Source organism: Hyalangium minutum (genome assembly GCF_000737315.1).
In the GTDB taxonomy this organism is placed as follows: Bacteria; Myxococcota; Myxococcia; order Myxococcales; family Myxococcaceae; genus Hyalangium; species Hyalangium minutum.
On sequence record NZ_JMCB01000023.1, the window covers coordinates 139,349 to 161,368 of the forward strand.

At 68.7% G+C, this 22,020-nt stretch carries 23 protein-coding genes; 9 read left to right on the forward strand and 14 right to left on the reverse strand.

What is annotated here, in order from left to right; translation table 11 throughout:
- Nucleotides 1-78 precede the first annotated feature (78 nt).
- The 3 genes from DB31_RS39160 to DB31_RS39170 all read right to left on the reverse strand — a co-directional run bounded on the left by DB31_RS39160 (nucleotide 79) and on the right by DB31_RS39170 (nucleotide 2,211).
- Nucleotides 79-1,251 (reverse strand): CaiB/BaiF CoA transferase family protein, encoded by a 1,173-nt coding sequence (locus DB31_RS39160; RefSeq protein WP_044197898.1) that lies wholly within the window; start codon nucleotides 1,249-1,251, stop codon nucleotides 79-81.
- A gap of 101 nt (nucleotides 1,252-1,352) precedes the next feature.
- Nucleotides 1,353-1,679, reverse strand: coding sequence for an SCP2 sterol-binding domain-containing protein (locus tag DB31_RS39165; RefSeq protein ID WP_044197900.1), 327 nt, complete (start codon nucleotides 1,677-1,679; stop codon nucleotides 1,353-1,355).
- A 79-nt stretch (nucleotides 1,680-1,758) separates the two neighbouring features.
- Nucleotides 1,759-2,211 (reverse strand): response regulator, encoded by a 453-nt coding sequence (locus tag DB31_RS39170; protein WP_420806742.1) that lies wholly within the window; start codon nucleotides 2,209-2,211, stop codon nucleotides 1,759-1,761.
- 118 nt (nucleotides 2,212-2,329) lie between these two features.
- On the opposite strand from DB31_RS39170, the gene DB31_RS39175 reads away from it, so the two are divergent.
- Both DB31_RS39175 and DB31_RS39180 read left to right on the forward strand, forming a co-directional pair.
- Nucleotides 2,330-3,088: a sensor histidine kinase gene (locus DB31_RS39175; RefSeq protein ID WP_052420599.1), complete on the forward strand. Its 759-nt coding sequence runs from the start codon at nucleotides 2,330-2,332 to the stop codon at nucleotides 3,086-3,088.
- A gap of 74 nt (nucleotides 3,089-3,162) precedes the next feature.
- Nucleotides 3,163-3,414, forward strand: coding sequence for a twin-arginine translocase TatA/TatE family subunit (locus DB31_RS39180; RefSeq protein ID WP_044197902.1), 252 nt, complete (start codon nucleotides 3,163-3,165; stop codon nucleotides 3,412-3,414).
- Between the two features lie 127 nt (nucleotides 3,415-3,541).
- Here DB31_RS39180 and DB31_RS39185 read toward each other — a convergent pair whose 3' ends face one another.
- From DB31_RS39185 to DB31_RS39205, 5 genes are all read right to left on the reverse strand, one after another.
- Entirely contained in the window at nucleotides 3,542-5,398 is a 1,857-nt protein-coding gene (locus DB31_RS39185; RefSeq protein WP_044197904.1) for an AMP-dependent synthetase/ligase, read from the reverse strand.
- A gap of 232 nt (nucleotides 5,399-5,630) precedes the next feature.
- Complete coding sequence (locus DB31_RS39190) at nucleotides 5,631-6,374, reverse strand: sigma-70 family RNA polymerase sigma factor (RefSeq protein WP_044197906.1); 744 nt, start codon at nucleotides 6,372-6,374, stop codon at nucleotides 5,631-5,633.
- A gap of 198 nt (nucleotides 6,375-6,572) precedes the next feature.
- Entirely contained in the window at nucleotides 6,573-8,003 is a 1,431-nt protein-coding gene (locus DB31_RS39195) for an FAD-binding oxidoreductase (protein WP_044197909.1), read from the reverse strand.
- The gene (gene folE / locus DB31_RS39200; RefSeq protein WP_044198046.1) at nucleotides 8,000-8,557 is read right to left on the reverse strand and encodes a GTP cyclohydrolase I; all 558 of its coding nucleotides are present in this window, start codon (nucleotides 8,555-8,557) and stop codon (nucleotides 8,000-8,002) included. Before folE ends, DB31_RS39195 begins: the two co-directional genes overlap by 4 nt.
- Before the next feature lie 94 nt (nucleotides 8,558-8,651).
- On the reverse strand, nucleotides 8,652-8,996 hold the full coding sequence (locus DB31_RS39205; protein WP_044197911.1) for a Rieske (2Fe-2S) protein: 345 nt from the start codon (nucleotides 8,994-8,996) through the stop codon (nucleotides 8,652-8,654).
- Between the two features lie 77 nt (nucleotides 8,997-9,073).
- On the opposite strand from DB31_RS39205, the gene DB31_RS39210 reads away from it, so the two are divergent.
- The 7 genes from DB31_RS39210 (at nucleotide 9,074) to DB31_RS39240 (ending at nucleotide 15,954) form a co-directional block, all read left to right on the forward strand.
- Complete coding sequence (locus tag DB31_RS39210; RefSeq protein ID WP_044197913.1) at nucleotides 9,074-9,496, forward strand: hypothetical protein; 423 nt, start codon at nucleotides 9,074-9,076, stop codon at nucleotides 9,494-9,496.
- A 68-nt stretch (nucleotides 9,497-9,564) separates the two neighbouring features.
- Complete coding sequence (locus tag DB31_RS39215) at nucleotides 9,565-10,908, forward strand: hypothetical protein (RefSeq protein ID WP_044197915.1); 1,344 nt, start codon at nucleotides 9,565-9,567, stop codon at nucleotides 10,906-10,908.
- Between the two features lie 24 nt (nucleotides 10,909-10,932).
- Entirely contained in the window at nucleotides 10,933-11,850 is a 918-nt protein-coding gene (locus tag DB31_RS39220; protein ID WP_044197917.1) for a metal ABC transporter substrate-binding protein, read from the forward strand.
- Between the two features lie 8 nt (nucleotides 11,851-11,858).
- Entirely contained in the window at nucleotides 11,859-12,698 is an 840-nt protein-coding gene (locus DB31_RS39225; RefSeq protein WP_044198048.1) for a hypothetical protein, read from the forward strand.
- Nucleotides 12,685-13,515, forward strand: coding sequence for a metal ABC transporter ATP-binding protein (locus tag DB31_RS39230; RefSeq protein WP_044197919.1), 831 nt, complete (start codon nucleotides 12,685-12,687; stop codon nucleotides 13,513-13,515). The genes DB31_RS39225 and DB31_RS39230 overlap by 14 nt, the downstream gene beginning before the upstream one ends.
- Nucleotides 13,496-14,368, forward strand: coding sequence for a metal ABC transporter permease (locus tag DB31_RS39235; RefSeq protein ID WP_044197920.1), 873 nt, complete (start codon nucleotides 13,496-13,498; stop codon nucleotides 14,366-14,368). The genes DB31_RS39230 and DB31_RS39235 overlap by 20 nt, the downstream gene beginning before the upstream one ends.
- A 101-nt stretch (nucleotides 14,369-14,469) precedes the next feature.
- Entirely contained in the window at nucleotides 14,470-15,954 is a 1,485-nt protein-coding gene (locus DB31_RS39240) for a hypothetical protein (RefSeq protein WP_044197922.1), read from the forward strand.
- 12 nt (nucleotides 15,955-15,966) lie between these two features.
- Here DB31_RS39240 and DB31_RS39245 read toward each other — a convergent pair whose 3' ends face one another.
- From DB31_RS39245 to DB31_RS39270, 6 genes are all read right to left on the reverse strand, one after another.
- The gene (locus DB31_RS39245; protein WP_044197924.1) at nucleotides 15,967-16,515 is read right to left on the reverse strand and encodes an isochorismatase family protein; all 549 of its coding nucleotides are present in this window, start codon (nucleotides 16,513-16,515) and stop codon (nucleotides 15,967-15,969) included.
- 92 nt (nucleotides 16,516-16,607) lie between these two features.
- A complete protein-coding gene (locus DB31_RS39250; protein WP_044197926.1) occupies nucleotides 16,608-18,329 on the reverse strand; it encodes a hypothetical protein in 1,722 nt (573 codons plus the stop codon).
- 117 nt (nucleotides 18,330-18,446) lie between these two features.
- Entirely contained in the window at nucleotides 18,447-18,926 is a 480-nt protein-coding gene (locus DB31_RS39255) for a hypothetical protein (RefSeq protein ID WP_044197928.1), read from the reverse strand.
- A gap of 294 nt (nucleotides 18,927-19,220) precedes the next feature.
- Nucleotides 19,221-19,661, reverse strand: a complete 441-nt coding sequence (locus tag DB31_RS39260) for a hypothetical protein (protein WP_044198051.1) — start codon at nucleotides 19,659-19,661, stop codon at nucleotides 19,221-19,223.
- An 82-nt stretch (nucleotides 19,662-19,743) separates the two neighbouring features.
- Nucleotides 19,744-21,396 carry a thiamine pyrophosphate-binding protein gene (locus tag DB31_RS39265; RefSeq protein ID WP_044197930.1) on the reverse strand — a complete coding sequence of 551 codons (1,653 nt, stop codon included), beginning with the start codon at nucleotides 21,394-21,396 and terminating at the stop codon, nucleotides 19,744-19,746.
- A 13-nt stretch (nucleotides 21,397-21,409) separates the two neighbouring features.
- Nucleotides 21,410-22,003 carry a 2-hydroxychromene-2-carboxylate isomerase gene (locus DB31_RS39270; RefSeq protein ID WP_044197932.1) on the reverse strand — a complete coding sequence of 198 codons (594 nt, stop codon included), beginning with the start codon at nucleotides 22,001-22,003 and terminating at the stop codon, nucleotides 21,410-21,412.
- Between the last annotated feature and the right edge of the window lie 17 nt (nucleotides 22,004-22,020).

The following is a 22,020-nucleotide window of genomic DNA, read 5'->3' on the forward strand; positions in this document are numbered from 1 at the left end:
GATCCTCCCCACCTCCTGGGTTCGAACAAAGGGACCCGCCTCTCAGAGTTATGAGCTGAACGGGCCCCTCCGAGAGACCTACAACCCCAGCTTCGCCAGCGCATCAGAGGCGAAACCCGCCTCGGAGAGAATCTCCCGGGAGTGCTGCCCAAGCGTTGGCGGAGGCCTCAAAGGCGTCTCTCCCATGCGCAGGGGTGTGAGCAGGTGCGTCACCTTGAGGCCTCGCTGGGGGTCCTCCACCTCGGCGAAGAGGCCCCGGGCGCGGTGCTGCGCGTCGGCCAGCACCTCGTCGCCCTCCAGCACGGGCTCGATGCACAAGTCCGTGCCCGCGAAGAGCTGCTGCCAGTGAGCCAGCGGGTGCTCCGCGAACAGGCGCGCCAGCTCCGCCTTCACCCGCTCGGCGCCCCCGTTCACGTCGTACCCGGACTCGAAGAGGTCCATGCGCCCCAGGCGCTCGCACAGGCCGGAGAAGAACTTGGGCTCCAGCGCGCCCACCGCCAGCCACCGGTCGTCCTTCGTGCGGTAGAGGCCGTAGCACGCATAGCCGCCGTTGAGCGCCTCGCGCCCGCGCTGGAGCGGCTGCCCCTGCTCGCCCATGAAGAGCCGCGCGGCCAGGTGCATGTGGAGGAAAGCCATGGAGCCCTCCGTCATGGACACGTCCACGAAGCGGCCGCGCCCGGTGCGCTCGCGCTCGTGCAGCGCCGCGAGGATGCCCACCAGCGCGAAGAGGCTCCCTCCGCCAATGTCGCCGATCTGCACGCCCGGGAAGGCCGGCGCCCCGCCCGCCACTCCGCCGTAGCCGAGCGCCCCCGCACGGGCCACGTAGTTGATGTCATGCCCCGCCTTGAGCCGGTCCGGCCCCGTCTGCCCGTAGCCGGAGATGGCGCAGTAAATGAGGCGCGGGTTCTCCGCGCGCAGGGCCGCCTCCCCCACCCCGAGCTTGTCCATCACCCCGGGCCGGAAGCTCTCCACCAGCACGTCGTAGCCGCGCACCAGGCGCTTGAGCGCGTCACGGCCCTCGGGGGACTTGAGGTTGAGCGTGAGGGAGCGCTTGTTGCGGTTGAGCCCGTAGAAGAGCGCGCTCTCGTCGTCGCGCAGGGGCGGCATCTGGCGGATGTAGTCGCCTCCGTCGGGCTCCTCCACCTTGTCCACGGTGGCGCCCAGGTCCGCGAGGACGAGCGTGGCGTAGGGGCCCGGCAGCAGGCGGGACAGATCCAGCACCTTGAGGCCGGTGAGCGGCAGCGAGTTCATGGTGTTCTCGGGGGGCGGACACGACAGCGGCGCGGCCCCCGGTGGGAGGTCGCGCCGCGGTGAAGGCACCCACGCGGGGCGCCCGAAAGAAACGGAGCGGACTAGCCGAGCAGCTTGGCCAGCTTCATCGCCAAGCCCATGTCCATCGGCTTGAACTTGAGCTTGCCGGACATGGCCGCCATCTGGGCGTTCATCTTCTTCTCACGGATGGCCACGAAGTCGCCGTTGCTCACCGAGATGGTCATCTTCGGCGTGCCGTTGTGGCCCGAGGACACCCAGTCGGAGGGCTTCGTCAGATCCAGCGTCCAGTTGCCGCCGCCATCACCCGAGATGTTGAAGTGGATGATCGAATTGATGTCCTTGGCCAGCTCCGGCTTCGCCTGGAGCGCAGCCGGAATCTCCGTCTCGATGATGTCCTTCGACGTCATGGGTTCCTCCTGGTTGACTTCAGAATCAACGACGGCGGGACCGTAGTGTCGCCCCCACGGGAGGTCAAGCCCCAGAGGACTACTTCGGCGGCGGAGTCTCTGCCGAAGGCCCCTTGAGGGCGCGGCGCACCATCTCGAGCAGATCGTTGAGCTCGAAGGGCTTGGCCAGGTGGCCCACGGCGCCAATGTCCTGCGCCTTGGGGCCTACGTTGCGATCGGCGCTCAGGACGATGATGGGGATCTTCGAGAACTCAGGGCGCTGGCGCATGCGCTGGGCGAACTCCCAGCCGTCCATCACCGGCATCATCAGGTCCAGGAGGATGAGCCGCGGGGGATCCGGCTCCAGCCGGTCCAGCGCCTCCTTGCCGTTGCGCGCACGGCGGATCTCAAAGCCCTCGGCCTCCAGGATCTCCGAAAGGGCCTCCAGAATGTCCGGGTCGTCGTCCACGACCAGGATGACAGCCGAACCGGTGTGAGGTGTGTTGTGCGCGGCCAGAAAGTCGTCTCCCGTCGAGGCGCCAGGATTCTCCATCAATTCAGCCACTTGGGGCGGAAGAAAATGGCGCCGCTGCCGTGCGGGCAGGGGCCCGTTGCAAAACCGACAGTCGCTCCCCACTCTTTCCCGTGATCCGTTGGATAGGAGGGAGACGATGGGCCAGGGAGACCACGGAGCGGACGATACGCCGGAAACCGAGGACATCCTGAGCCAGGTCCGCTACCTGTCGCTGGCCTCGCACGATCTGCGCGGCGCGCTGGCCAACATCCGTTCCTACGCGGCCATGCTCCTGGGGGGCCGGATTCCGCTGGACCCCAAGGCCAAGCGCGGCCTGGAGACCATCCTTCGCAACGCGGACCGGGCCCTGTCCTTCGCCCAGGACTTCTTCGACACCAGCCGCGCTCAGCTGGGCTCGCTGGCCTTCGAGCGGGAGCGCCAGGCGCTCGAGCCCCTGCTCGCTGCCGCCGTGGAGCGCCACCGGGCGGCGGCCCAGGCGGCGGAAGTGGCGGTCATACTCGATGGCCATGCGCCCCTGCCGCTGGTGGAGCTGGACGCGGGCCGCATCCAGCATGCGGTGGAGTCCTTCATCCAGCACCACCTGCTGCGGGCCCAGCCCGGGGAGCGGATCCTCGTGCATGCCATCCCCGAGGGGGATCAGGTGCGGGTGGAGGTGCGCCGCGAGGGCCTGCCCCTGTCCGAGGAGGACATGGCCCTGGTCTTCTCCCACCAGGAGCGGGCCTTCCGGGAGAAGAAGCTAGAAGACGCGCTGCGCATCCACTTGGCCCGCCTGGAGGTGGAGGTGCACGGGGGAAATGTTGGGGTGGAGACGGATGCCACCGGTACCACCCTCTTCTTCACCCTGCCTTCGGTGCTCTCCGAGGAGCTTGCTCCCCCTGCGAGCGCCCAGCCCTGAGGGCCCGTGCCGAGTCACTGGCAACCCGCGCCTTGGGCCGGTATGCTGCTCCGGGTTTCTTTCAGGAGTGGTCCATGGGCGGTTTGAGAATGCCGGAGCTGTTGCTGATCTTCGGGGCGCTGCTGCTGCTGTTCGGCGGCTCGCGGCTGCCGCAGCTGGGCGCGTCGCTGGGAAGCGCCATCCGCAACTTCAAGCGCGGCTTCGGCGGTGAGAACAACGAGCAGGCTCCCGCGGAGCAGAAGCCCCAGGGCCAGCCGGGCACGCTCGCCAGCGCCACCACGGTGGATCCGAACGCCCAGGCGAAGACGCCCAGCCACCAGGGCTGAGCCTCTCCCCAGCTTCAGAAGCACAAACGCCCGGCCACCTCTCAACAGGTGGGCACGGGCGTCGTTGTTTCCAGGTGCCGGGACTCGGCCCCCCTCTCCGGGGAGGGAGGCCGCCCGCTGCCGCGCCTCAGTCGCCGCCCTTGCCCTCGTACAGCTTGTCGAGCGTGGCCGCGTACTTCTGGCTGCAGAACTTCCGCTTCACCTTCAGCGTCGGCGTCAGCTCGCCGCTCTCCTGGGTGAAGTCCGCGGGCATGATCTCGAACTTCTTGAGGCTGCTGTAGGGCGGCTGCTCCTCGTTCACCTTGGCGATGATCTCCTGGACGGCGGCGCGGATCTCCGGGCGCTTGCCCAGCTCCGCGTATGAGCCCACCTGGACGCCCTTGTCGGACAGGAGCTTCTTGGCCGCGTCCTCCGTCACCGTAATCAGCACCACCAGGTACGGCCGCTTGTCGCCGTAGACCATGGCCTGGCTGATGAGCGGGAACGTCTTGAGGGTGTTCTCGATGTTCTGCGGCGCCACGTTCTTGCCGCCCGCGGTGACGATGATGTCCTTCTTGCGGTCGGTGATGCGCAGGCAGCCATCCGCGTCCAGCTCGCCGATGTCGCCCGTGTGGAACCAGCCGTCCTGCTCCAGCACCTCGGCGGTGGCGGTGGGGTTCTTGTAGTAGCCCTTCATCACGCAGGGGCCGCGCACCAGGATCTCCCCGTCCGAGGCGATCTTGATCTCGGTGCCGGGCAGCGCCGGACCCACTGTGCCGATCTTGATCTTCTCCGGCCGGTTGCAGTTGCAGGGCGCCGAGGTCTCCGTCAGGCCGTAGCCCTCCAGCACCTTGAAGCCGAGCAGATCGAAGAAGTAGGCGATCTTCTTGGACAGCGGCGCGCCGCCCGAGACGAACAGGCGCATGTTGCCGCCCAGCTTCTCGTCCAGCGTGGCGCGCACCTTCTTGAACACCAGCGCCTGCGCCAGGGTGAAGCCGAGCGAGCTGTACTCGCGGCCCTGCATCTTCGCCTCGACGTACTCGTCGAAGAGCTTGAAGGCCCAGCGGAACAGCTTGCCCTTGAGGCCCGGGGCCGCCGAGCCGTTGGACACCACGTTGTTGTAGACCTTCTCGAAGACGCGCGGCACCGCCGGCAGCACCGAGGGCTTGGCCTCGGCGAGGTTGGGCAGCAGCTTGTCCACGGACTCGGCGAACTGGAGCTTGAAGCCCATGCCCAGCCACGCTGCCTTCACCACCTGCGCGAACGAGTGCGCCAGCGGCAGGAACAGCATCACCCCATCCTTCGGATCCATCAGGCCGACGGAGCGGCACGACTCCGCCTGGTACGCCCAGTTGCCGTGCGTGAGGATCACGCCCTTGGGATCGCCCGTGGTGCCCGAGGTGTAGATGAAGCCCCAGGTGTCATCCGGCTTCACCGCGTGGGCCCGGTCCGCGAACGCATTCGGCGGGGCCTGCCGGCCCTTGGCCAGCAGGTCCGCCAGCGACATCTCCTTGTCGCCGGAGACGGGGCCTTCGAAGACCACCAGCTGCTTCACGCTGGGACAGTCCGCCAGCCGCTGCCGCACGCGGGTAAGGCGGCCAGCCTGCTTGGCGTCCTTCTCGTCGTTGTCGACGAAGAGCAGCGAGGCCTCGGAGTGGTTGAGGATGTAGCGGACCTCATCCGGCGTATTCGAGTTGTAGATGGGCACCGTGATGGCGTGCGCGGCGGAGATCGCCATGTCGCACACCACCCAGTTCAGCGTGGTGTTGGCGAAGATGGCCACGCGATCGCCCGGCTGGATGCCCTGAGCCACCAGCGCGTTGGAGAGCGTCTTCACCTGCTCGAGCACCTGGCTCCACGAGACGTCCACCCACTTGCCCTCCTGCTTGTACGTAACAGCAGCCTTCGAGGGGCCCTGCTCAGCCTGGTGCATCAACAGCTCGATCAGGTTCTTGGTCCCCGCCGCGGCGGGGGCAGGCACTGGCATCTGACTCTCCGCTCTCATTCCAGATCCTCCGAGATCTTCGCTTGGGCCCACGACTGCCTCCGCCGGCCCCCTGGCGGGCAAAGGGCGAGCAAAATCAGGCGCATGGGGCGGCGGTGTTAACACGCGCACTCGCCGGGCAGCAACCCGACCTGACATGTAGGGCCGCTAAAACGAAAGGGCGGCCCCCCGGCATCTGCCCGGGGAACCGCCCTGAAGAAGGAACAACCTCGGAAGAGAGGGTCAACCGGAACTAGGCAGCGTCCGCTGCCAGCTCATCCAGCTCCTCGTCCTGGTTGAAGGCCGAGAGGTAGCGCTCGAGGAAGCTCTTCGTCTTCAGCTCCACCTGACGCACGCGCTCACGCGACACGCCCCAGCGCTGGCCCAGCTCCTCCAGCGTCAACGGCTTGTCCTGGGTGAGCCGCTCCTGGAGGATGTCCCACCCCAGGTCGCCAATGCGCTTGCGCACCTTGGCCAGCGCCTCCTGCACCTCCGAGTTCTGCTCGTGGGACAGGAAGACGTCCTGCGGAGACGGCCCCGAGTCCTCCAGCCGGTCCAGGAACGTCGTCTCGCCCTCCTCGTCGATCGAGGCGTCCAGCGAGAAGTCCACCATGCTGCCCCGCTCGGACTCACCTCCGCGTACCTGGCTGCGGTTATCCTTCAGGTAGCGGGTGATGTAGGCGCGAATCCACCACACCGCGTAGGTGGCGAAGCGGACGTTCTTCTTGGGGTCAAAGTGCTCGATCGCCTTCATCAAACCGACATTGCCCTCCTGGATGAGGTCATCCAGCCGAGAGCCACGGTTGGCGAACTTCTTGGCGACCGCCACCACGAACGCGAGGTTCGAGGTCGCCAGGGTCTGCCGGGCAGACTCGTCACCCTTGCGAGCCCGTCTCGCAAGGTCGTACTCCTGCTCACGCGTCAGTTGCTGGTGCCCGCCCAGGTGACGCAGATAGTGCGACAGGCCCTCTGCCGCGTACTTCGTCGCGTTGGCCATGATTCCCAACCTCCGTTCCGAGATGGTCCCGGCTCTCCACGCTCTCGGCCGGGCCCGACTTGCTTCCTTGCGTTTAAGACGCGCAACGGGCGAAAGGGTTTCTCATTCCAAGACGGGGAATTTTTCGTCCGCCTGGAGATGTGACAGGGAAGTCACGGAACAGGCCGTCAGAGCCGTCCGAGAGCGCCTGCTGCGTTCCTAGAAACGCTTGGGATCGGGAAACATTTTCTCGGGGTTGAGCAGGCCTGATGGGTCGAAGAAGGCCTTCAAGCGGCGCTGGAGCGCGAGCACTTCGGGGGGTTGCTCGAGGGCCAAATAGTCCCGCTTGGCGTGTCCTACCCCATGCTCGCCGGTGATCGTGCCACCCATCTGCACCGTCATTTCGAGCATGCGTCGGATAGCCGTCTCTACGAGTGGGCGCTGGTGAGGCCCTTCGTAGAGGATGTTGGCGTGGAGGTTGCCGTCCCCGGCGTGCCCGTAGGTGGCCACCATGAGGCCCAGCTCGGTCCCCATGGCCTTGAGCTTCTCGATGATGTCCGGGATACGGGAGCGCGGGACGACGATGTCCTCGGAGATCTTGTGGGGCTTCAGGGCTCTCAGGGCGGTGGAGACGCCGCGCCGGGCGGCCCAGAGCTTCTCTCGCTGCTCCTCGTTCTGGGCGACGAGCGTCTGAGTGGCCCCCTGGCGCTCGCAGATCTCTCCCGCTCGGGCCAGTTCGGCGAGCAGGCCCTCCTCCACGCTGCCGTCCACCTCGATGATAACGGCCGAGCCGGACCCGGGCGGGAAGTGGAAGCCCCGGCCGTCCACGGCCTTCAGCGCCACGTCGTCGATGAGCTCCAGGGTGCGCGGTAGCACGCCCGAGGCGAGCACCGCTGTCACCGCGCGCGCCGCCGCGAGCACCGAGTCGAAGATGACCAGCGCCGTCATCACGTGCCGGGGCTTGGGGATGAGCTGGAGGGTGATCTCCGTGGCCACCCCGAGCGTGCCCTCGGAGCCGACGAAGAGCCCCACGAGATCGTATCCCGCGACGCCTTTGATGGTGCGCCGGCCCACTCGGATGATCTCTCCGCTGGGCAGCACCCACTCCAGGCCGATGACATAGTCCTTCGTGACGCCGTACTTGAGCGCCCGGGGACCGCCCGCGTTCTCCGCGATGTTGCCGCCCATCGTGCAGAACTGCCACGAGTTGGGATCCGGCGGATAGAAGAGGCCCCCCTCCTCCACCGCCTTCATGAGATCGCCGGTGATGACGCCGGGCTCCACCACCGCCGTGAGATCCTCCACGGAGATGGAGCGGATGCGGTTCATGCGCTCCAGGCTCACCGCCACCCCCCCCATCAACGCCAGCGAGCCACCGCTCTTGCCACTGCGCGCGCCGCACGGGGTGAACGGCACGCCCAGCGCCTGGCACGTCTTGAAGACGGCGGAGACCTGCTCGGCGCTCTCGGGGAAGACGATGATGTCCGGTGGGTAGATGCCGCTGTCGGACTCGTCCTTCGAGTACTCCGTCCGGGTGTCCTCGTCGCGGCGGACTTGGCCTGGAGAGAGCACCTCCTGAAGTGCCGTCCACGCGCGCTCGAGCAGCTCGGGTGCCACGCGCGGGAACGTCTTCTCGAACGGCATCGTCATCTCGGCATCCCCAGCCGGGCCCACAGCTCGCGGCGCAGGGCGCCGTCCTTGCGCAGGCGGCCCTCGTAGGCCTCCGAGTGCGTGATGGCATCGCGCTGCTGATCCCCCCGGAGGCGCAGGCAGGACTGCTTCGCCTCGATGATGCAAGCGGTGGCGGGGCTGCCCAGCACCCGGGCCAGTGAGCTGGCCACCTGCCGGGCAAGCTCCTCCTGGAGAATGAGCCGGTGCGCGAAGCAGTCCACCAGCGCCGCCATCCGCCCGAAGCCCACCACCCGCTTGCCGGGCACGTAGGCCACGTGCGCGCGGCCCTCGAACGGCAGCAGGTGGTGCGGGCACATGGAGTGGAACCGCAGGTCCGTCACCACCACCAGTTCCCCCGCCGAGTGCGGAGGCGCGGGGTACGTCTTCCCGAGCACCTCCTCGGGGGTGCGCTGGTAGCCGTCGAGGAACTCGCTCATCCAGGCCTGCGTCACCCGATCTGGCGTGTTCACCAGGTTCTCATCCGTGAGCGGCAGTCCCGCGGCGCGCAGGAAGTCCCTCACCGCGTTGGCCATGGCGGCCGCGTCCGGCACAGAGGGCTGGACGTCTCGGGGCGGGCGCTGGGGGGCTCGGCGGTTTCCCACGGGCGGTGCTCCTTGCAGTGACAGTTCAGGGGGCCGACACCCTACCCGAGAAAGGGGCGACCTGAATCTCCTCACCTACCACCCGGACAGGATAGGTCCGGATCCGCGCCCCTCGGATGATCGGGCACAGGCCCGAGCGCACATCGAACGGCCAGGCGTGCAACGGGCAGTGAAGAACGTAACCCTCCAGGTCGCCCTCCGAGAGCGGCCCTCCACGATGCGGACAGGTGTCCTGCACCGCGAACACCTCGCCCTCGATGCGCACGAGCGCCACCCGCTCCCCCTCGACGGTGACCACCGCGCGCCCACGCGGATCCAGATCCGACAGGCGGGCCACTGGAATGAACTGACTCGGAGGCTGTCTCTCCATACAATGGACCTCGCCATACGGTCGCCTTGACACTTCCAGGCGCCCGCCAGTAGAGCAGTCAGGCTGCCTTTTCTCCGATGACCGACCGCCTCTCCACCCTCCAAAGCTACACCACGGCGCTGCTCGTCGCGCTGTGGGCTTTGCACCCGGTGGTCACGGTCCTCCACGCCCAAGAGCACGCGCACCGCTACTGCCCGGAGCATCAGACCTTCGAGGAGACAGTGCGCGGCTCGGGACAGTGGCAGTCCCGGCACACCCAGAGTGCTCCGGTGCTCACGGCCCTTCGCGGGGACACCGGGCGGGACTCGCTGCGCTCCACCCACGAGGCCTGCCCGCTGCAGACGGCCGGCACCCGGGGGGAGATGCACGTCGCGGAGATCGTGTGCGAAGTGGCCGAGTGCCTCGGCACGAGCCTGTGCGCCACAGCGCCGCCGGGCTCGCGGTGCTCCGTCCCCATCCTCGCCACTGCTCCCAAGTCATCGCCCCCGGCGCGCGCTTAGCGTCCCGAAGCGGTAGCTGTGGGTCGACGTCCGTCCACCGGACGTCTGGTTCCTGAGGAGTTCCAAGCGTGTCCCCTCGTTCCCGCCGGTCTTCCGGCATCTTGTCCGTCGTTCCCTGTCTGCTGTGGCTGTGCGCCCTGCCCGCCTCGGCCCAGCAGGCCCCCCCTGCAACCAACACCCCTCCTGCCGAGGCCACACCTCCGGCCGAGGACTCCTCCACTGCGGAGCCCAGCGCGGACGATCTGGCGGAGATCGAGAAGGCTCTCGGCGCGGACCAGTCCGCCGCGGGCGCTGGCACTCCCGCGGCGGGCTCGGGCTCCACCTCTGGCTCGGGAGTGCCCCAGACGATCCGGGTGGGCACCAACAACCAGTGGCTCGATCTGAGCTTCGTCATGGACGCGGCGCTCGCGGCCTTCACCTCCAAGGAGCCGCTGCAGGCCGGTGGACATGATCCGAACACCAACGGCTTCAACTTCCAGCAGCTCGAGCTGAGCGTGCGCAGCGTGGTGGATCCCTACCTGCGCTTCGACAGCAACATCGTCTTCGCGCTGACGGGCGTGGAGATTGAAGAGGTCTACGTCACCACGCTGGACCTGCCCGCCAACCTGCAGGTGCGTGCTGGTCAGTTCCTCACGCGCTTCGGCCGCGTCAACCCCACGCACCCGCACGCGTGGGATTTTGCGGACCAGCCCTTCGCCATCGGCCGCGTCTTCGGCGGCGAGGGCAACCGAGGCCTGGGCCTCGAGGTGTCCTGGCTGAGCCCCCTGCCCTGGTACGTGGAGCTGATCGGCTCCACCACGGACGCCAGCGGCGAGGGCACCGCGCGCAGCTTCCTCGGCGGGGGCGGGGGGCGGGTGGTGTCTCCGCTCGACTTCCAGTTCACCGGCGCGGTGAAGCAGTTCTTCCCGCTGTCGGATGATCTGTCCCTGTTGTGGGGACTGTCCTCCGCGACGGGTCCCAACCCCACGGGCTACCGCAACTACACCAACGTCTTCGGCACGGACGTCTATCTGAAGTACCGGCCCACCACCGTGGCCAGCGACACCATCGTCTCCTTGCAGGCGGAGCTGCTCTACCGCCGCCGGCAGGTGCCCGATGACGTGCTCACCGACTACAACGGCTATGCCCAGGTGCTCTGGCGCTTCGCCAAACGGTGGGCCACCGCCGCGCGCTACGAGTTCGGCACCGCCGCGCACGGCCAGAACGGCCACGTGGCCAATGATCCGCTCGATCCCGAGTGGACCGACACGCGCCAGCGCATCTCCGCCAGCCTCACCTTCTGGCCCACCGAGTTCTCCCGCCTGCGTCTGCAGGCCGCCACCGACCGCGCCAACTGGCGGGACGAGCGTGACTACTCGGCCTTCCTCACCGTCGAAGCCGTGGTGGGCGCACATGGCGCCCACGCGTTCTAAACCGTTTCCTTGGGAGACCCTCTGATGAACTCCATCCGTCGTCTGGCGGTCCTCTGCACCGCCCTCTGCAGTCTCTTCGCTCTGCCCGCTCGCGCGGACCTCAATGTCGTCACCACCGTGTCGGATCTGGCCGCCATCTCCAAGGCCATCGCCGGTGACAAGGGCACGGTCACCGCCCTCTCGCTGCCCTCGCAGGATCCCCACTTCGTCGATGCCAAGCCCAACCTCGCCCTGGCGCTCAACAAGGCGGATCTGCTCATTGCCATCGGGCTGGATCTCGAGATCGGCTGGCTGCCCACGCTCCAGCTCGGCGCGCGCAACTCCAAGATCCAGACCGGCAATCCCGGCTACCTGGATGCCTCCCAGTTCGTGAAGGTGCTCGAGGCCCCCGCCGTCAAGGTGGACCGCAGCCAGGGCGATGTGCACCCGGGCGGCAACCCCCACTACCTCCATGATCCGCGCATGGCTGTGGCCGTGGCGCGCGGCATCCAGGAGCGCATGGCGCAACTCGATCCGAAGAACGCCGCCACCTACAAGGCGAACACGGACAAGTTCGTCGCCGACGTCGAGGCCGCGCGGGCGGGTTGGGAGAAGCGCCTGGCCGCGGCAAAGGGCGTGCCCGTCATCTCGTACCACAAGACGACGGCGTACCTGGCCGACTGGCTCGGGTTCCAGACCATCGAATACCTCGAGCCCAAGCCGGGCATCCCGCCCACCCCCTCGCATGTGGCGAAGGTGCTCGGGCTGGGCCGGCAGCAGAAGGTGAAGCTCGTGGTCCAGGAGGAGTACTACCCGGACTCCACCTCCAAGCTCGTGGCCTCCAAGATCCCCGCCGGGATCGTCATCTTCCCCAGCGGCGCGAAGTTCAACGAGGGTGAGACGTACCTGCAGCGCATGGAGCGGCTGACGGAGCGGCTCGAGAAGGGCCTCGGGGCCAAGTGAGGATGAGCATGCGCGTCCGTCTCCTGTTCCCGCTGCTGCTCGCCACGGGCTGCGCCTTCGATGCGGGCGAGGGCTTCGCCGTGCTCGAGCCCACCGTGAGGGCCGCGTACACCTCCCCTGCCGCCCGCGAGGTGGGGGATGGCTACCAGCGCCTCAGCTCCGACTTCCAGGTGCGGCTGACCACCGCCCGGGTGCGGCTGGAGAAGATCGACCTGCTCGGCAGCTCGGGCGGAGGCGGCCCCACGGCCTTCGATCCCGCCAACCCGCCCCCGGGCTACAGCATCTGCCACAACGGGCACTGCGACCGGGACGACGGCGCGCAAGTGTCTTATGAGGACGTCGCCGCCGAGCTGGCCGGTGGAGGCGCCACGGCGACCACGGTTGCCACCCTCCCCGTGGGCGAGTTGGACCTGCTGGCTCCGGAGACTCGCACGCTGGAGTGCCAGCCCGACTGCGAGCTGCCACAGACGACCGTCTCCAACGCCCGCTGGACGCTGACGTCCGTGCGGCTCGAGGGCAACGTGCGCGACTCGCGCGCCACGCCCCGGTTCCCCGGTGAGCGCCCCTTCCGGTTCGAACTCACCTCCTCCGGTACCCAGGCCGAACCGGCCGCGGTCATTACGGGGGCGCTCGATGTGCCCTCGGATCGCGAGCATGCGCCGCGCGTCCGGCTGGACCTGACGCTGGAGCTCACCCCCGTCAGCTTCGATCCCATCGACTGGGCCGCGGCCGAGCCCGGATTAGACGGGGTCGTGGACCTCAACTCCAACACCACCACCCGAGCCCAGATCCTCAAGACGATCTCCGAGCTGGCCCCCAAGGCCGAGGTGCAGCGTGAAGACCGATGATCCTCCCAAGCCGGGTGAAGCCCCCCCGGCCGCCGCTCCCGCGCAGAAGGGCGATCTGCTCATCTCCTGCGAGGACCTCGCCGTGGGCTACGGCGAGACGCCCATCCTGCCCGCCTTCAACCTGAAGATTCACAAGGGAAGCTTCATCTCCGTCGTAGGCCGCAACGGCTCGGGCAAGAGCACCTGGTTCAAGACGCTGCTGGGGATGATCCCGCCGGTGTCCGGCCGGGTCATCCGCCACCGCCCGGACCTGAAGTGGTCCTATGTGCCGCAGACGATCGGCATCGACGCCGTGCTGCCCATGCGCCCCAACGAGATGGTGATCTGGGGACGTCTGCGGGGCTGGAACTTCCTGCGGCCCTTCTCCACCGGGGAGGAGAGAAAGATCGCCGAGGCGGCCATCGACACGGCGGGCGCGCGCTCCTTCGCCCAGCGCCCCTACCGCGAGCTGTCCGAGGGCCAGAAGCAGCGCGCCCTGCTGGCGCGGGTCATCGCCAGCGAGGCGGAGTTCGTCCTGCTGGACGAGCCCACCGCCGCCATGGACGCTGTTGCCGAGCAGCAGACCATGGAGCGGCTCGTGCGGCTGGCGCGCGAGCAGAACATGGCCGTGGTGGTGGTGAGCCACGATCTGAGCCTGGCCGCCAGGCACGCCGACGTCATGGTGTTCCTGGACCGCGAGACGCCCTCCATCATCGTGGGAGACAGCCAGACCGTCTTCTGCTCCCCCGCCTTCCGTCACCAATACGGCGACGAGTACTGCGCTCAAGCCAAGTCAGGAGCCCCCCCTGGATCCCACCATGGACACAGCCATCACTGAGATCTCGAAGTGGCAGCAGTTCCAGGACAGCTGGGATCTGTTCCGCGATCCCATCCTCTGCGCCCTGATCGCCGGAGGCGTGCTCGGCTTCCTGAGCGTCTACGTGGTGCTGCGGCGCATGGTGTTCGTCAGCGCCGCCGTCACCCACGCGGCCGGTCTGGGCGTGGCCCTGGCGTTCTTCGCGCAGATCCACCTGGGCATGCACGTGGACCCCATGGTGGGCGCCACCGCCCTGTCCGTTCTGGCCACGCTGCTGCTGATGCTGGATCCCGCCCGGCTCAAGCTCACCCGCGAGAGCATGCTCGGCCTGGCCTTCGCGTTCGCCGGAGGCGCGGCCGTGCTGGTGGGCGACCGCATCGCCCAGGAGGCCCATGACATCCAGGGCATCCTCTTCGGCACCGCGGTGCTCGTGACGCCAGAGAACTTCTACACCGTGGCGGGCGTGGGCGGCGCCATCCTCGTCCTCCAGTTGTGGTGGTACCGGGGCTTCACCTTCGTCAGCTTCGACCGGGTGGGCGCCACCGTGCAGGGGCTCCCCGTGCGCATCCTGGACGCGACGTTGATGATGTCCATTGGCGTCATGGTGGGCGTGTCGGCGCGGGCCCTGGGCTCGCTGCCCGTGTTCGCCTTCTCCACCCTGTCGGCCATCGCCGCGCTGGTGCTGGACTTCCGGCTCCGGTGGACGTTCCTGCTGGCCACCCTCTTCGGGTGCATCTCGGGCTTCGGCGGCTACCTGTTCGCCTTCTTCTATGACTACCCGGTCGGCGGCTCGCAGACGGTGGCCGCGAGCCTGCTCGTGGCGATCGCCGCGCTCATCCGTGGCTTCTTGGATCTGCTCGATCCCACACGCTGAGTGAGCCCCGGCGTGCTCCGCAGCGGGGCACGCCGGTTCAGCCGATATGAGGGCGCGCGTGGTGCGTTGTGGGAGTGTTGCCCCACCGCTCCGGAGCATCCATGGCCTCGCGCGTCCTCCTGTCCTCCTGCCTCGCCGTCTGGGTGGCCGGCTGTGCCTCCCAGAGCCCCCGGCCCACCGTCGCCGAGCCGTCCACCCCACGCTACGAGCACGTCTACCTGAAGCCGCTCGAGGAGGCCCTGGCGGAGACGCGCAAGCTGCTGGCCGAGAAGGGCTACGGCTTCGAGCCCACCGAGGACGAGACAGTGCTGCTCACCACCTGGCAGCAGCCGCAGCGTCCAGAAGAGCAGTGGGGCAACCAGAGCCAGTACCGCTACCTGGTGTCCGGGCTGCGCGTGGGGCCCCGGCAGTCCGTGGTCCGCATCTACCGGATGTGGCGCACGGTGATCAGCAACAACAGCGAGCAGCGGCCCAACCTCTACAAGTTCATGCAGTACGAGTTCGCCGAGCTCGAGGCGAAGGATCACACCTCGCTCGAGAAGAAGAACCAGGACCGCGAGACGACCACCGGCCTGCGAGACATGCCGCTGGAGAAGGAGCTCACCACGCGGCTGGAGTCGGGCGCCGGCATCGAGGTGGTGGCCCGCAACGTGACGCCCGAGCCGGACCGTCCCCAGCTGCGCGAGCCCGAGTTCTACCTGGAGCGCTGGAAGCAGGAGGGCACCGCGCAGCCCCAGGTGGTGCAGCCCTGCCCCCAGGAAGTCCGAGGGCTGACCGCCCTGCTCAAGCCCGGCCAGGCACTGCTCATCGGCGAGCAGCTCGGCACGCGTGAGGCTCCCGCAGTCGTGGGGGACATGGTGTGCCAGGCCTCGGCGGCGGGGCTCTCCGTGGTGCTGGGCCTGTCCATCCCCCGCACGGAGCAAGAGCGCCTCAACCGCTACCTGGCCAGCCCGGGTGCGCCCTCGGACCAGGACGAGCTGCTGCGCGGCCTGTTCTGGCGCCGGCCCTACCAGGATGGCCGCAGCAGCCGCGCCATCATGGATCTGATCGACCGCGTCCGCTCGCTGCGCAACTACGGCCTGTTCATCACCCTGGTGGCCTATGACACGGAGGAGGCCATCGGAACTCAGCGCGACGCGCTCCTGGCCAAGGTCTGGCAGGATCGCCGCAAGGCCCACCCGGATGAGCTCTTCGTCATCCTCGCGGGCAACACACACACACGCACGGTGCAGGGCACGCAGTGGGATCCAGACTTCGTTCCCATGGCGAAGCGGCTGGTGGGCACCGATTCCTCGCTGATGGCGCTCGACCTCAGCTACGCCCAGGGCAAGCGCTGGGGGTGTGATCTGAACCGGGATGCGAAGCTGGTGTGCACTGTCGTCGGCGCCACCCCGAGCGAGCGGGTGGCCGCGGCTCCGGGGCAGACGCCGTACGTCAGGATGTTCAACGAGCGCTCCCTGGAGGGCTACCACGGCCTGCTCTACGTAGGCGCCCTGTCGCCCTCACTGCCCGCCACCTCGCTGGAGGGCCATGAGCCGCCGCCCAGCTCGGGAGCCCCAAGGCCCCCGGAGCGCATGAGCCGCTGAGCCGGCCGCGGCCTACTTCACCGCGGCGGAGATGAGCTTGAACTCCGGGGAGCCCGCGCGCCCGAGCATGTCGAAGAGCGCGGACTCCACCGTGGTCACCCGGGCGCCCACCTCCTTGCACAGCTCGAAGCCCACGCGCCGATCCTCGGCCGAGCGGGACAGCACGGCGTCCGCCAGGAGGAAGACTTCGAAGCCCTTCTCCAAGAGATCCCTCGCCGTCTGGAAGACGCAGATGTGCGTCTCCATCCCCGCGAGCAGGACCTGCTTGCGGCCCTTCAGCGACGTGAGCACGTCCGCCGTGGCGGCGCTGAACTCCAGCTTCTCCACCGCCTTGAACTCCCCGAGATGCTCGCACAGCTGATGGTGCGTGGGCCCGAGCCCCTTCGGGTACTGCTCGGTGACGAGGATGGGAAGATGGAGCGCCTTGGCGCCCTCGATGGCGGCACCGGCGCGCTTGAGCACGCGCTCCAAGGGCTCCTTCTCCATCGCCGCGCACAGGCGCTCCTGGATGTCCACGACGAGCAGCGCGGCGTTGCCGGAGTGAATACGGAAGGGGGACATGAGCTCCTCGGGGGATGAAGGTTCGAGGCTCACGCATTCCCGAACCCACCTCCACCGTCAAGAGGATGTCCCGATCTCCCTGCGGGCAGTGCTCACCCCAGAACCTTCGCGCGGGCCCGGACGATCTTGAGCGGCGGAACCTTCGACGCCTCGCCGCCCACGACGCGCAGGTAGCGCCCACGCCCCGCCATGAACGCCTGGGCACGCTGCAGCTCCGGCAGGTGCGGATCCGCCTGACGCCAGCGCTCGAGGAAGGAGGCGAAGTCCAGCACCGCCTCCGGGAAGCTCCCCTGCGCCACCCGGGTCTCCGCGACGAGGAAGCGCGCGTGGCCGCTTCCCGGCCGCTCCGCCGCGAGCTCTAGCGCCAACTCGAGCGCCTTCTCAACCCTCCCGAAGCGGAGGCGCGCGCGGGCCAGCGACTCTCGCGCGGGCCGGGAGAACGGAGCGGGCCCCGCAGTGCGCAGGCGGCGCTCCAGTCGGACGGCGCGGATGAAGGTGGCCTCCGCGCGGGCGGCGTCTCCGCGGCGGGCCTCCAGCGAGCCTCGCAGCTCATCGGCCGCGACCTCCACGACACGGGCCACATCACGCGGGCAGAGGGCCTGTCCCTCGGCGCGGCGCCCCTCGGCCAGCATCTGCTGCAGGGCTTCGAGCGACGCACACGCCTTTTCCACCTCCCCTATCCTGCCCGCCTCCAGGGCCGCCAGGGCCCGGGTGTAGCAGCGAAGGCCCTCGAGCAAGCCTCTCTCCGCGGCAGGGGCCTCCGCGTCCAGTTCCACGCGGACATCCGCCGCGGCGCGCCCGAAGCCAAAGCGCAGATGCAGTCCGGCGAGGGCACACGCCACGAGCACCACCGCTTGTCCCTGCCCTGCCGCCTCCACATGGGTCCGGAGGCGGCGGGCCCAGGCTTGCCCCTCGGTGTAGCGCCCCGCCTCGGCGCAGGTGCTGACGAGCAGCCGCATCGCCTCGGCGGCGGCCGGCGCGGCAGTCACGGGCAGCTTCTCCTGGGCCAGCCAGGCCTCATCGGCCTCGATCGCCCCCTGGAAGGCCTCGCGGGCCTGTTCCGTCAGCCCGATCCGCTGCAGCAGCCGCCCCGCCCCCAGCAGACACGGACTGGCCCTCGCCGCGAGCGACAGCAGCCAGAGCGCGCTGTCCTTGGCCGCCTCGGGGCGCCCGCTGCCGAGCATCGCCGCCACCCAGGCGAAGTGGACGCCCTCGTGGTGCGGGTGCGTGCGCAGCAACTCTCGCAGGAGCGCCTGCGCGTACGGCTGGCCCGAGCCGGGGCGCCCATCAGGCTCGTACCCGTCCATCAGGAAGCCGGCGAGCAGCAGCCGCGCCTCGGCATCCTCCGGGTGCCGGTCGATGTGGTGCTCCATCTCCCGGATGAACGCCTGCCGCCCATTGGCGGGCCCCTTGTCGGCCAGGAGGCTCGCCGCGACGATGTAGCGCTGCTCCCGGTCCGTCACGCCCTCGGCGAGCGCGAGTGCCTTGTGGATGGCCTGGGCGCGATCGGCGGAGAACCGGCCTCCGGCGCCGCGCGTGAGGGCCAGCCCCCACCACGCCATGGCGAGGGAGGGATCCTGCCGCGCGGCCTCGGCGAAGGCGCGGCGGGCCTCGGGGCCCCACCCCAGGTGCAGCAGGTTCAGCCCCTGATCAAAGTAGGCCTGCGCGAGCGGCACGTGCGTGCTCACCCGCAGGTGAGCGTGTCCCAGCCCCTCGCGCAGCGGCGGCGTGGGCAGCTCGGCATCCGGGACGTCATCCCAAGGCCCACGGGTGAAGAGGGAGGGTTCTTCGGCTCGCAGCAGTCGCGCCAGCATGGGCACCTCACAAGCTCGGGCCCCAGGGGGCCTCAAATGGTTCACTCCGGTTGCTGCGCGGGCGCGTGCCGTGCTCCCTCACGCGCCCGCTCGTGACTCCGCGGGTGTCGAGCGGGCTCAGTGCTCGTGATCGGTCCCGGACTCCTCGATGACGAGCGAGACGGTCGTCGCCGTGGTGGGACCGAACGTGAGCGTGTACGTGCCCACATTCAGCGGGAACGTGTGGCGGCCCTTGATCTCCGTGCACTCGGAGGAGCTCTTCACGCTCTCCTCTGCCGCGACGGTCTGGCCGTTTCCGTCCTTCACCGTCACCGGCACGTCCGCGCTGGTGAAGAGGATGTAGTCGACAGCCTCGGAAGCGGCGAAGGAGACAGAGCCGCCCTTGCCGCCGGTGACGTCGGCCAGGGTGATGTCGTAGCGGCGGTGATCATTGCTCACGGCGGGCGCGGCCGTGCCGGAAGCGGAGGCGTTGATGGAGGAGGCCGGGCCTGCCTGGAGGTGCTCGCACCCCTCGGTGTCGGCGGTCTCCTCGTCGCCTCCACACCCGAAGACCAAGGAGGTGGACAGCAGAACAGCGGAAAAGAGCTTCAGCTTCATGGTTTTGACTCCACAAGGTGGAAAGGTGGGAACTTCGGTACGGCATCAGCGCGGGCTGTGCACCGGGCTCCCCGCTGGGGGAACACGGCGCACGGCACGCGAAGTTGGGCATAGAGGAGGAATGGGCCTCTCGCGCGAGGCAACAGCCCACGCGCGCGGGAGCCAGGCGTCAGCCAGGGGTGACACACGGGCCGCGACTCACGGGCACAGGCAGCCAGCGGACGTGCGCGGGCGTTCAGCCGCCATCACCCGCACGGCACACGGGTGCCGTACGGCGGACGCGCTCCGAGAGACTCAGGACAGTGGAGGAGACGATTTGGGCGCCAGCCGCAGCCGCGCCACGGGCTCTGGGAGGAGCAGATCCTGCGCGGGCCCCCGGCCGGACTCGGCTTGGAGAGCCAGCGCGGCGAGCCACCACGCCGCGGGAAGCAGCGACTCACGGCGCAGCGAGGCGTGCGAGCAGTGCGCCTCGGCACCGTGGCCGATCCGGGCTCGCAGACGCGCGCTGGTGATGCGCTCGTCCGTGAAGGAGGCCTCGGATCGCTGAGACGGCTCGGATCCTCCGTCCTCTTCGAGGTGGAGGATCTCGCCGTGCTCCAGGCAGGTGGAGTGCTGGACGAGGGCGAAGTGCGCCGCGCTGCCCAGGTAGACCACCGCGCACAGAGCCACGAGCGGCAGCGCCAGGAGGCGCGGCCGGGGGGCACTGCGTTGCGAGCGGTAGGAGGAGCGGCTCACGTCCACGAAGTCCAGATGAACAACAGTTGCGTTTGTTTGTAGGCCAAGAGGCCCCGCCGCGCAAGCAGGGGAAACCTCCGCGCTACACGGCGTACCCCATCGCACCCGCCTTCATGGGCGCCTCGGGATCGAGCATGACGTTCACGCAGGCCACCGTGCCGCTGGCCACGGCGCGCTCCAGTGCGGGGCGGATCTGCGAGGGCTCGGTGACGTGCTCGCCGTGGCCGCCGAGCGCCTCCACCACCTTGTCGTAGCGAGTGGGTGCCAGCAGCGTGGCGGGAGACTTGTCCTCGCCGAACATGCCCACCTGCGGCAGGCGGATCTGCCCCCAGGCCGCGTCATTGCCCACCACGCAGACCATGGGCAGCTTGAAGCGCACAGCCGTCTCGAAGTCCATGCCGTTGAGGCCGAACGAGCCATCGCCCTGGATGATCCAGTGGGTGCGCTCGGGGTGCAGCACCTTGGAGGCAATGGCGAACGGCGCGCCCACGCCCAGACACCCGAGCGGCCCGGGATCCAGCCAGCGGCCCGGCTTGCGCAGCTCGATGACCTTGGCGGCCATGGCCACCCAGTTGCCACCGTCCGCGATGAACACCGGATCCTGGCCCGCCGCGTTCGCCACGTCGGACATCTCCTTGGCGAGCCGGTAGTGGTGGATGGGGACGCTGTCGTCCTGGGTCCACTGCTCCAGGTCCTTCAGCCGCTTGTCCTCCTTGGCGCGCAAGCCGGAGATGAACGTGTCGCGCTTCACGCGGGGCGCCGCGGCCGCGAAGGCCTCGAGCGCGCTGAAGCTGTCGGCGATGATGCCCACCTCCACCGCGCGGTTGCGGCCGATCTCCACGGGATCAATGTCCACCTGGACGATCTTCGTCTCCGAGCTGAAGGTGGGCTCGGAGCCGTAGTTGAGGCGGAAGTCGAACGGCGTGCCGATGACGAACACCACGTCCGCGCCGGTGAGGGCCTCCTTGCGCGTGTGCTGGAAGAAGAGCGGGTGGCCGGCGGGGAGGCAGCCTCGGCCCGCGCCATTGAGGAACACGGGCACCTGCGCCGTCTCGCAGAAGCGGCGCAGCGCATCCCAGGCCCCGTCCCAATAAATGGAGGAGCCGGCGATAACGGCGGGGCGCTCGGCGGCCTGGAGCAGCGCCATGGCGGCGTCCACCTTGCGCGGATCCGGCGGCTGGCGCGCATCCGTGCGGTACTGGCGCGGCATGTTCAGCGTCTCCTCGTCCGCGCCGTTGGAGAGCACGTCCCACGCCAGCTCGAGGAAGACGGGCCCGGGGCGGCCCGTGGCCGCCACGCGAAACGCCTTGGCCATGTACGAAGGCACCAGCTCCGGCGTGGGGACGCGATCCGACCACTTGGAGATGCGATGAAACAGATCCACCTGCTCCATCTCCTGCAGCGAGCCACGGCTCTGGTTGAAGATGGGGGCCGCGCCGCCCAGGAGGATCATTGGCGAGCTGGCCGCGTAGGCGTTAGCCACGCCCGTGAGCGCGTCCGTCACGCCCGGCCCCGCCGTCACCACCGCCACCCCCACCCCGCGGGTCACCCGGGCGTACGCGTCCGCGGCGTGCGCGGCGGCCTGCTCGTGGCGCGTGTCGATGACGTGGATGCCCTCCTCCACGCACCCGGCGTAGATGGGGGCCACGTGCAGGCCCGACAGTGTGAAGATGTGCCGGACCCCCTCCTTCTTCAGCATCCGTGCAACGAGCTGCCCTCCAGTCAGCGAAGCCATGCCGTGTCTCCTCTCAGACTGCTTTCAGCGCCCGCTCGACGAACATCAGCCGATCATTGCCGAAGAACATGCGCTCTCCCACGAAGAAGGTGGGAGCCCCGAAGGCCCCCCGGGCGACAGCCTCGTCCGTGTTGCGGCGCAGCGCGTCTTTGATCTCCTGGTTCTCCAGCCGCGCCAGCGCCTTCTCCGGATCCATGCCCACCTCGCGGACAAGCCCCGTGAGCACCTCCAGGTTGTTCAAGTCCCGGCCGTGAACGAAGGCCGCGCGGAACACCGCAAGAGAGAACGGGACGATGAGGCCCTGCTCCGCCGCCACCAGCCCGAGCCGGTTGGCCTTGAGCGAGTTGATGGGGAACTCGTCCGGCAGCCGGAACTTCGGCAGGCCCAGGTAGCCGGCCCAATCATCGAGATCCATGGCCAGATACACCCCCTTGCTCGGGGTGGTGATGGGTGGCACGTTCCCCGTGGCCTTGAAGACGGCCCCTAGTAGAAAGGGGCGCCAGCGGACCTCCACTCCGGTACGTTGCACGATGGCTTCCAGCTGCTCCGAAGCCAGGTAGGAATAAGGGCTGGCATAGTCGAAAAAGAACTCGAGTGTCTTGGCCATGAAGAAGGGTTTACCCC

What these genes read in the sequence shown, in the direction of transcription:
- DB31_RS39175 (WP_052420599.1), top strand. Translation starts at nt 2,330, where the DNA reads ATGGGCCAGGGAGACCACGGAGCGGACGATACGCCGGAAACCGAGGAC.
- DB31_RS39195 (WP_044197909.1), bottom strand. Translation starts at nt 8,003, where the DNA reads ATGACGATGCCGTTCGAGAAGACGTTCCCGCGCGTGGCACCCGAGCTG.
- DB31_RS39220 (WP_044197917.1), top strand. Translation starts at nt 10,933, where the DNA reads ATGAACTCCATCCGTCGTCTGGCGGTCCTCTGCACCGCCCTCTGCAGT.
- folE (WP_044198046.1), bottom strand. Translation starts at nt 8,557, where the DNA reads ATGGCCAACGCGGTGAGGGACTTCCTGCGCGCCGCGGGACTGCCGCTC.
- DB31_RS39180 (WP_044197902.1), top strand. Translation starts at nt 3,163, where the DNA reads ATGGGCGGTTTGAGAATGCCGGAGCTGTTGCTGATCTTCGGGGCGCTG.
- DB31_RS39265 (WP_044197930.1), bottom strand. Translation starts at nt 21,396, where the DNA reads ATGGCTTCGCTGACTGGAGGGCAGCTCGTTGCACGGATGCTGAAGAAG.
- DB31_RS39170 (WP_420806742.1), bottom strand. Translation starts at nt 2,211, where the DNA reads ATGGAGAATCCTGGCGCCTCGACGGGAGACGACTTTCTGGCCGCGCAC.
- DB31_RS39255 (WP_044197928.1), bottom strand. Translation starts at nt 18,926, where the DNA reads ATGAAGCTGAAGCTCTTTTCCGCTGTTCTGCTGTCCACCTCCTTGGTC.
- DB31_RS39165 (WP_044197900.1), bottom strand. Translation starts at nt 1,679, where the DNA reads ATGACGTCGAAGGACATCATCGAGACGGAGATTCCGGCTGCGCTCCAG.
- DB31_RS39240 (WP_044197922.1), top strand. Translation starts at nt 14,470, where the DNA reads ATGGCCTCGCGCGTCCTCCTGTCCTCCTGCCTCGCCGTCTGGGTGGCC.
- DB31_RS39185 (WP_044197904.1), bottom strand. Translation starts at nt 5,398, where the DNA reads ATGAGAGCGGAGAGTCAGATGCCAGTGCCTGCCCCCGCCGCGGCGGGG.
- DB31_RS39210 (WP_044197913.1), top strand. Translation starts at nt 9,074, where the DNA reads ATGACCGACCGCCTCTCCACCCTCCAAAGCTACACCACGGCGCTGCTC.
- DB31_RS39270 (WP_044197932.1), bottom strand. Translation starts at nt 22,003, where the DNA reads ATGGCCAAGACACTCGAGTTCTTTTTCGACTATGCCAGCCCTTATTCC.
- DB31_RS39190 (WP_044197906.1), bottom strand. Translation starts at nt 6,374, where the DNA reads ATGGCCAACGCGACGAAGTACGCGGCAGAGGGCCTGTCGCACTATCTG.
- DB31_RS39205 (WP_044197911.1), bottom strand. Translation starts at nt 8,996, where the DNA reads ATGGAGAGACAGCCTCCGAGTCAGTTCATTCCAGTGGCCCGCCTGTCG.
- DB31_RS39160 (WP_044197898.1), bottom strand. Translation starts at nt 1,251, where the DNA reads ATGAACTCGCTGCCGCTCACCGGCCTCAAGGTGCTGGATCTGTCCCGC.
- DB31_RS39245 (WP_044197924.1), bottom strand. Translation starts at nt 16,515, where the DNA reads ATGTCCCCCTTCCGTATTCACTCCGGCAACGCCGCGCTGCTCGTCGTG.
- DB31_RS39225 (WP_044198048.1), top strand. Translation starts at nt 11,859, where the DNA reads ATGCGCGTCCGTCTCCTGTTCCCGCTGCTGCTCGCCACGGGCTGCGCC.
- DB31_RS39250 (WP_044197926.1), bottom strand. Translation starts at nt 18,329, where the DNA reads ATGCTGGCGCGACTGCTGCGAGCCGAAGAACCCTCCCTCTTCACCCGT.
- DB31_RS39235 (WP_044197920.1), top strand. Translation starts at nt 13,496, where the DNA reads ATGGACACAGCCATCACTGAGATCTCGAAGTGGCAGCAGTTCCAGGAC.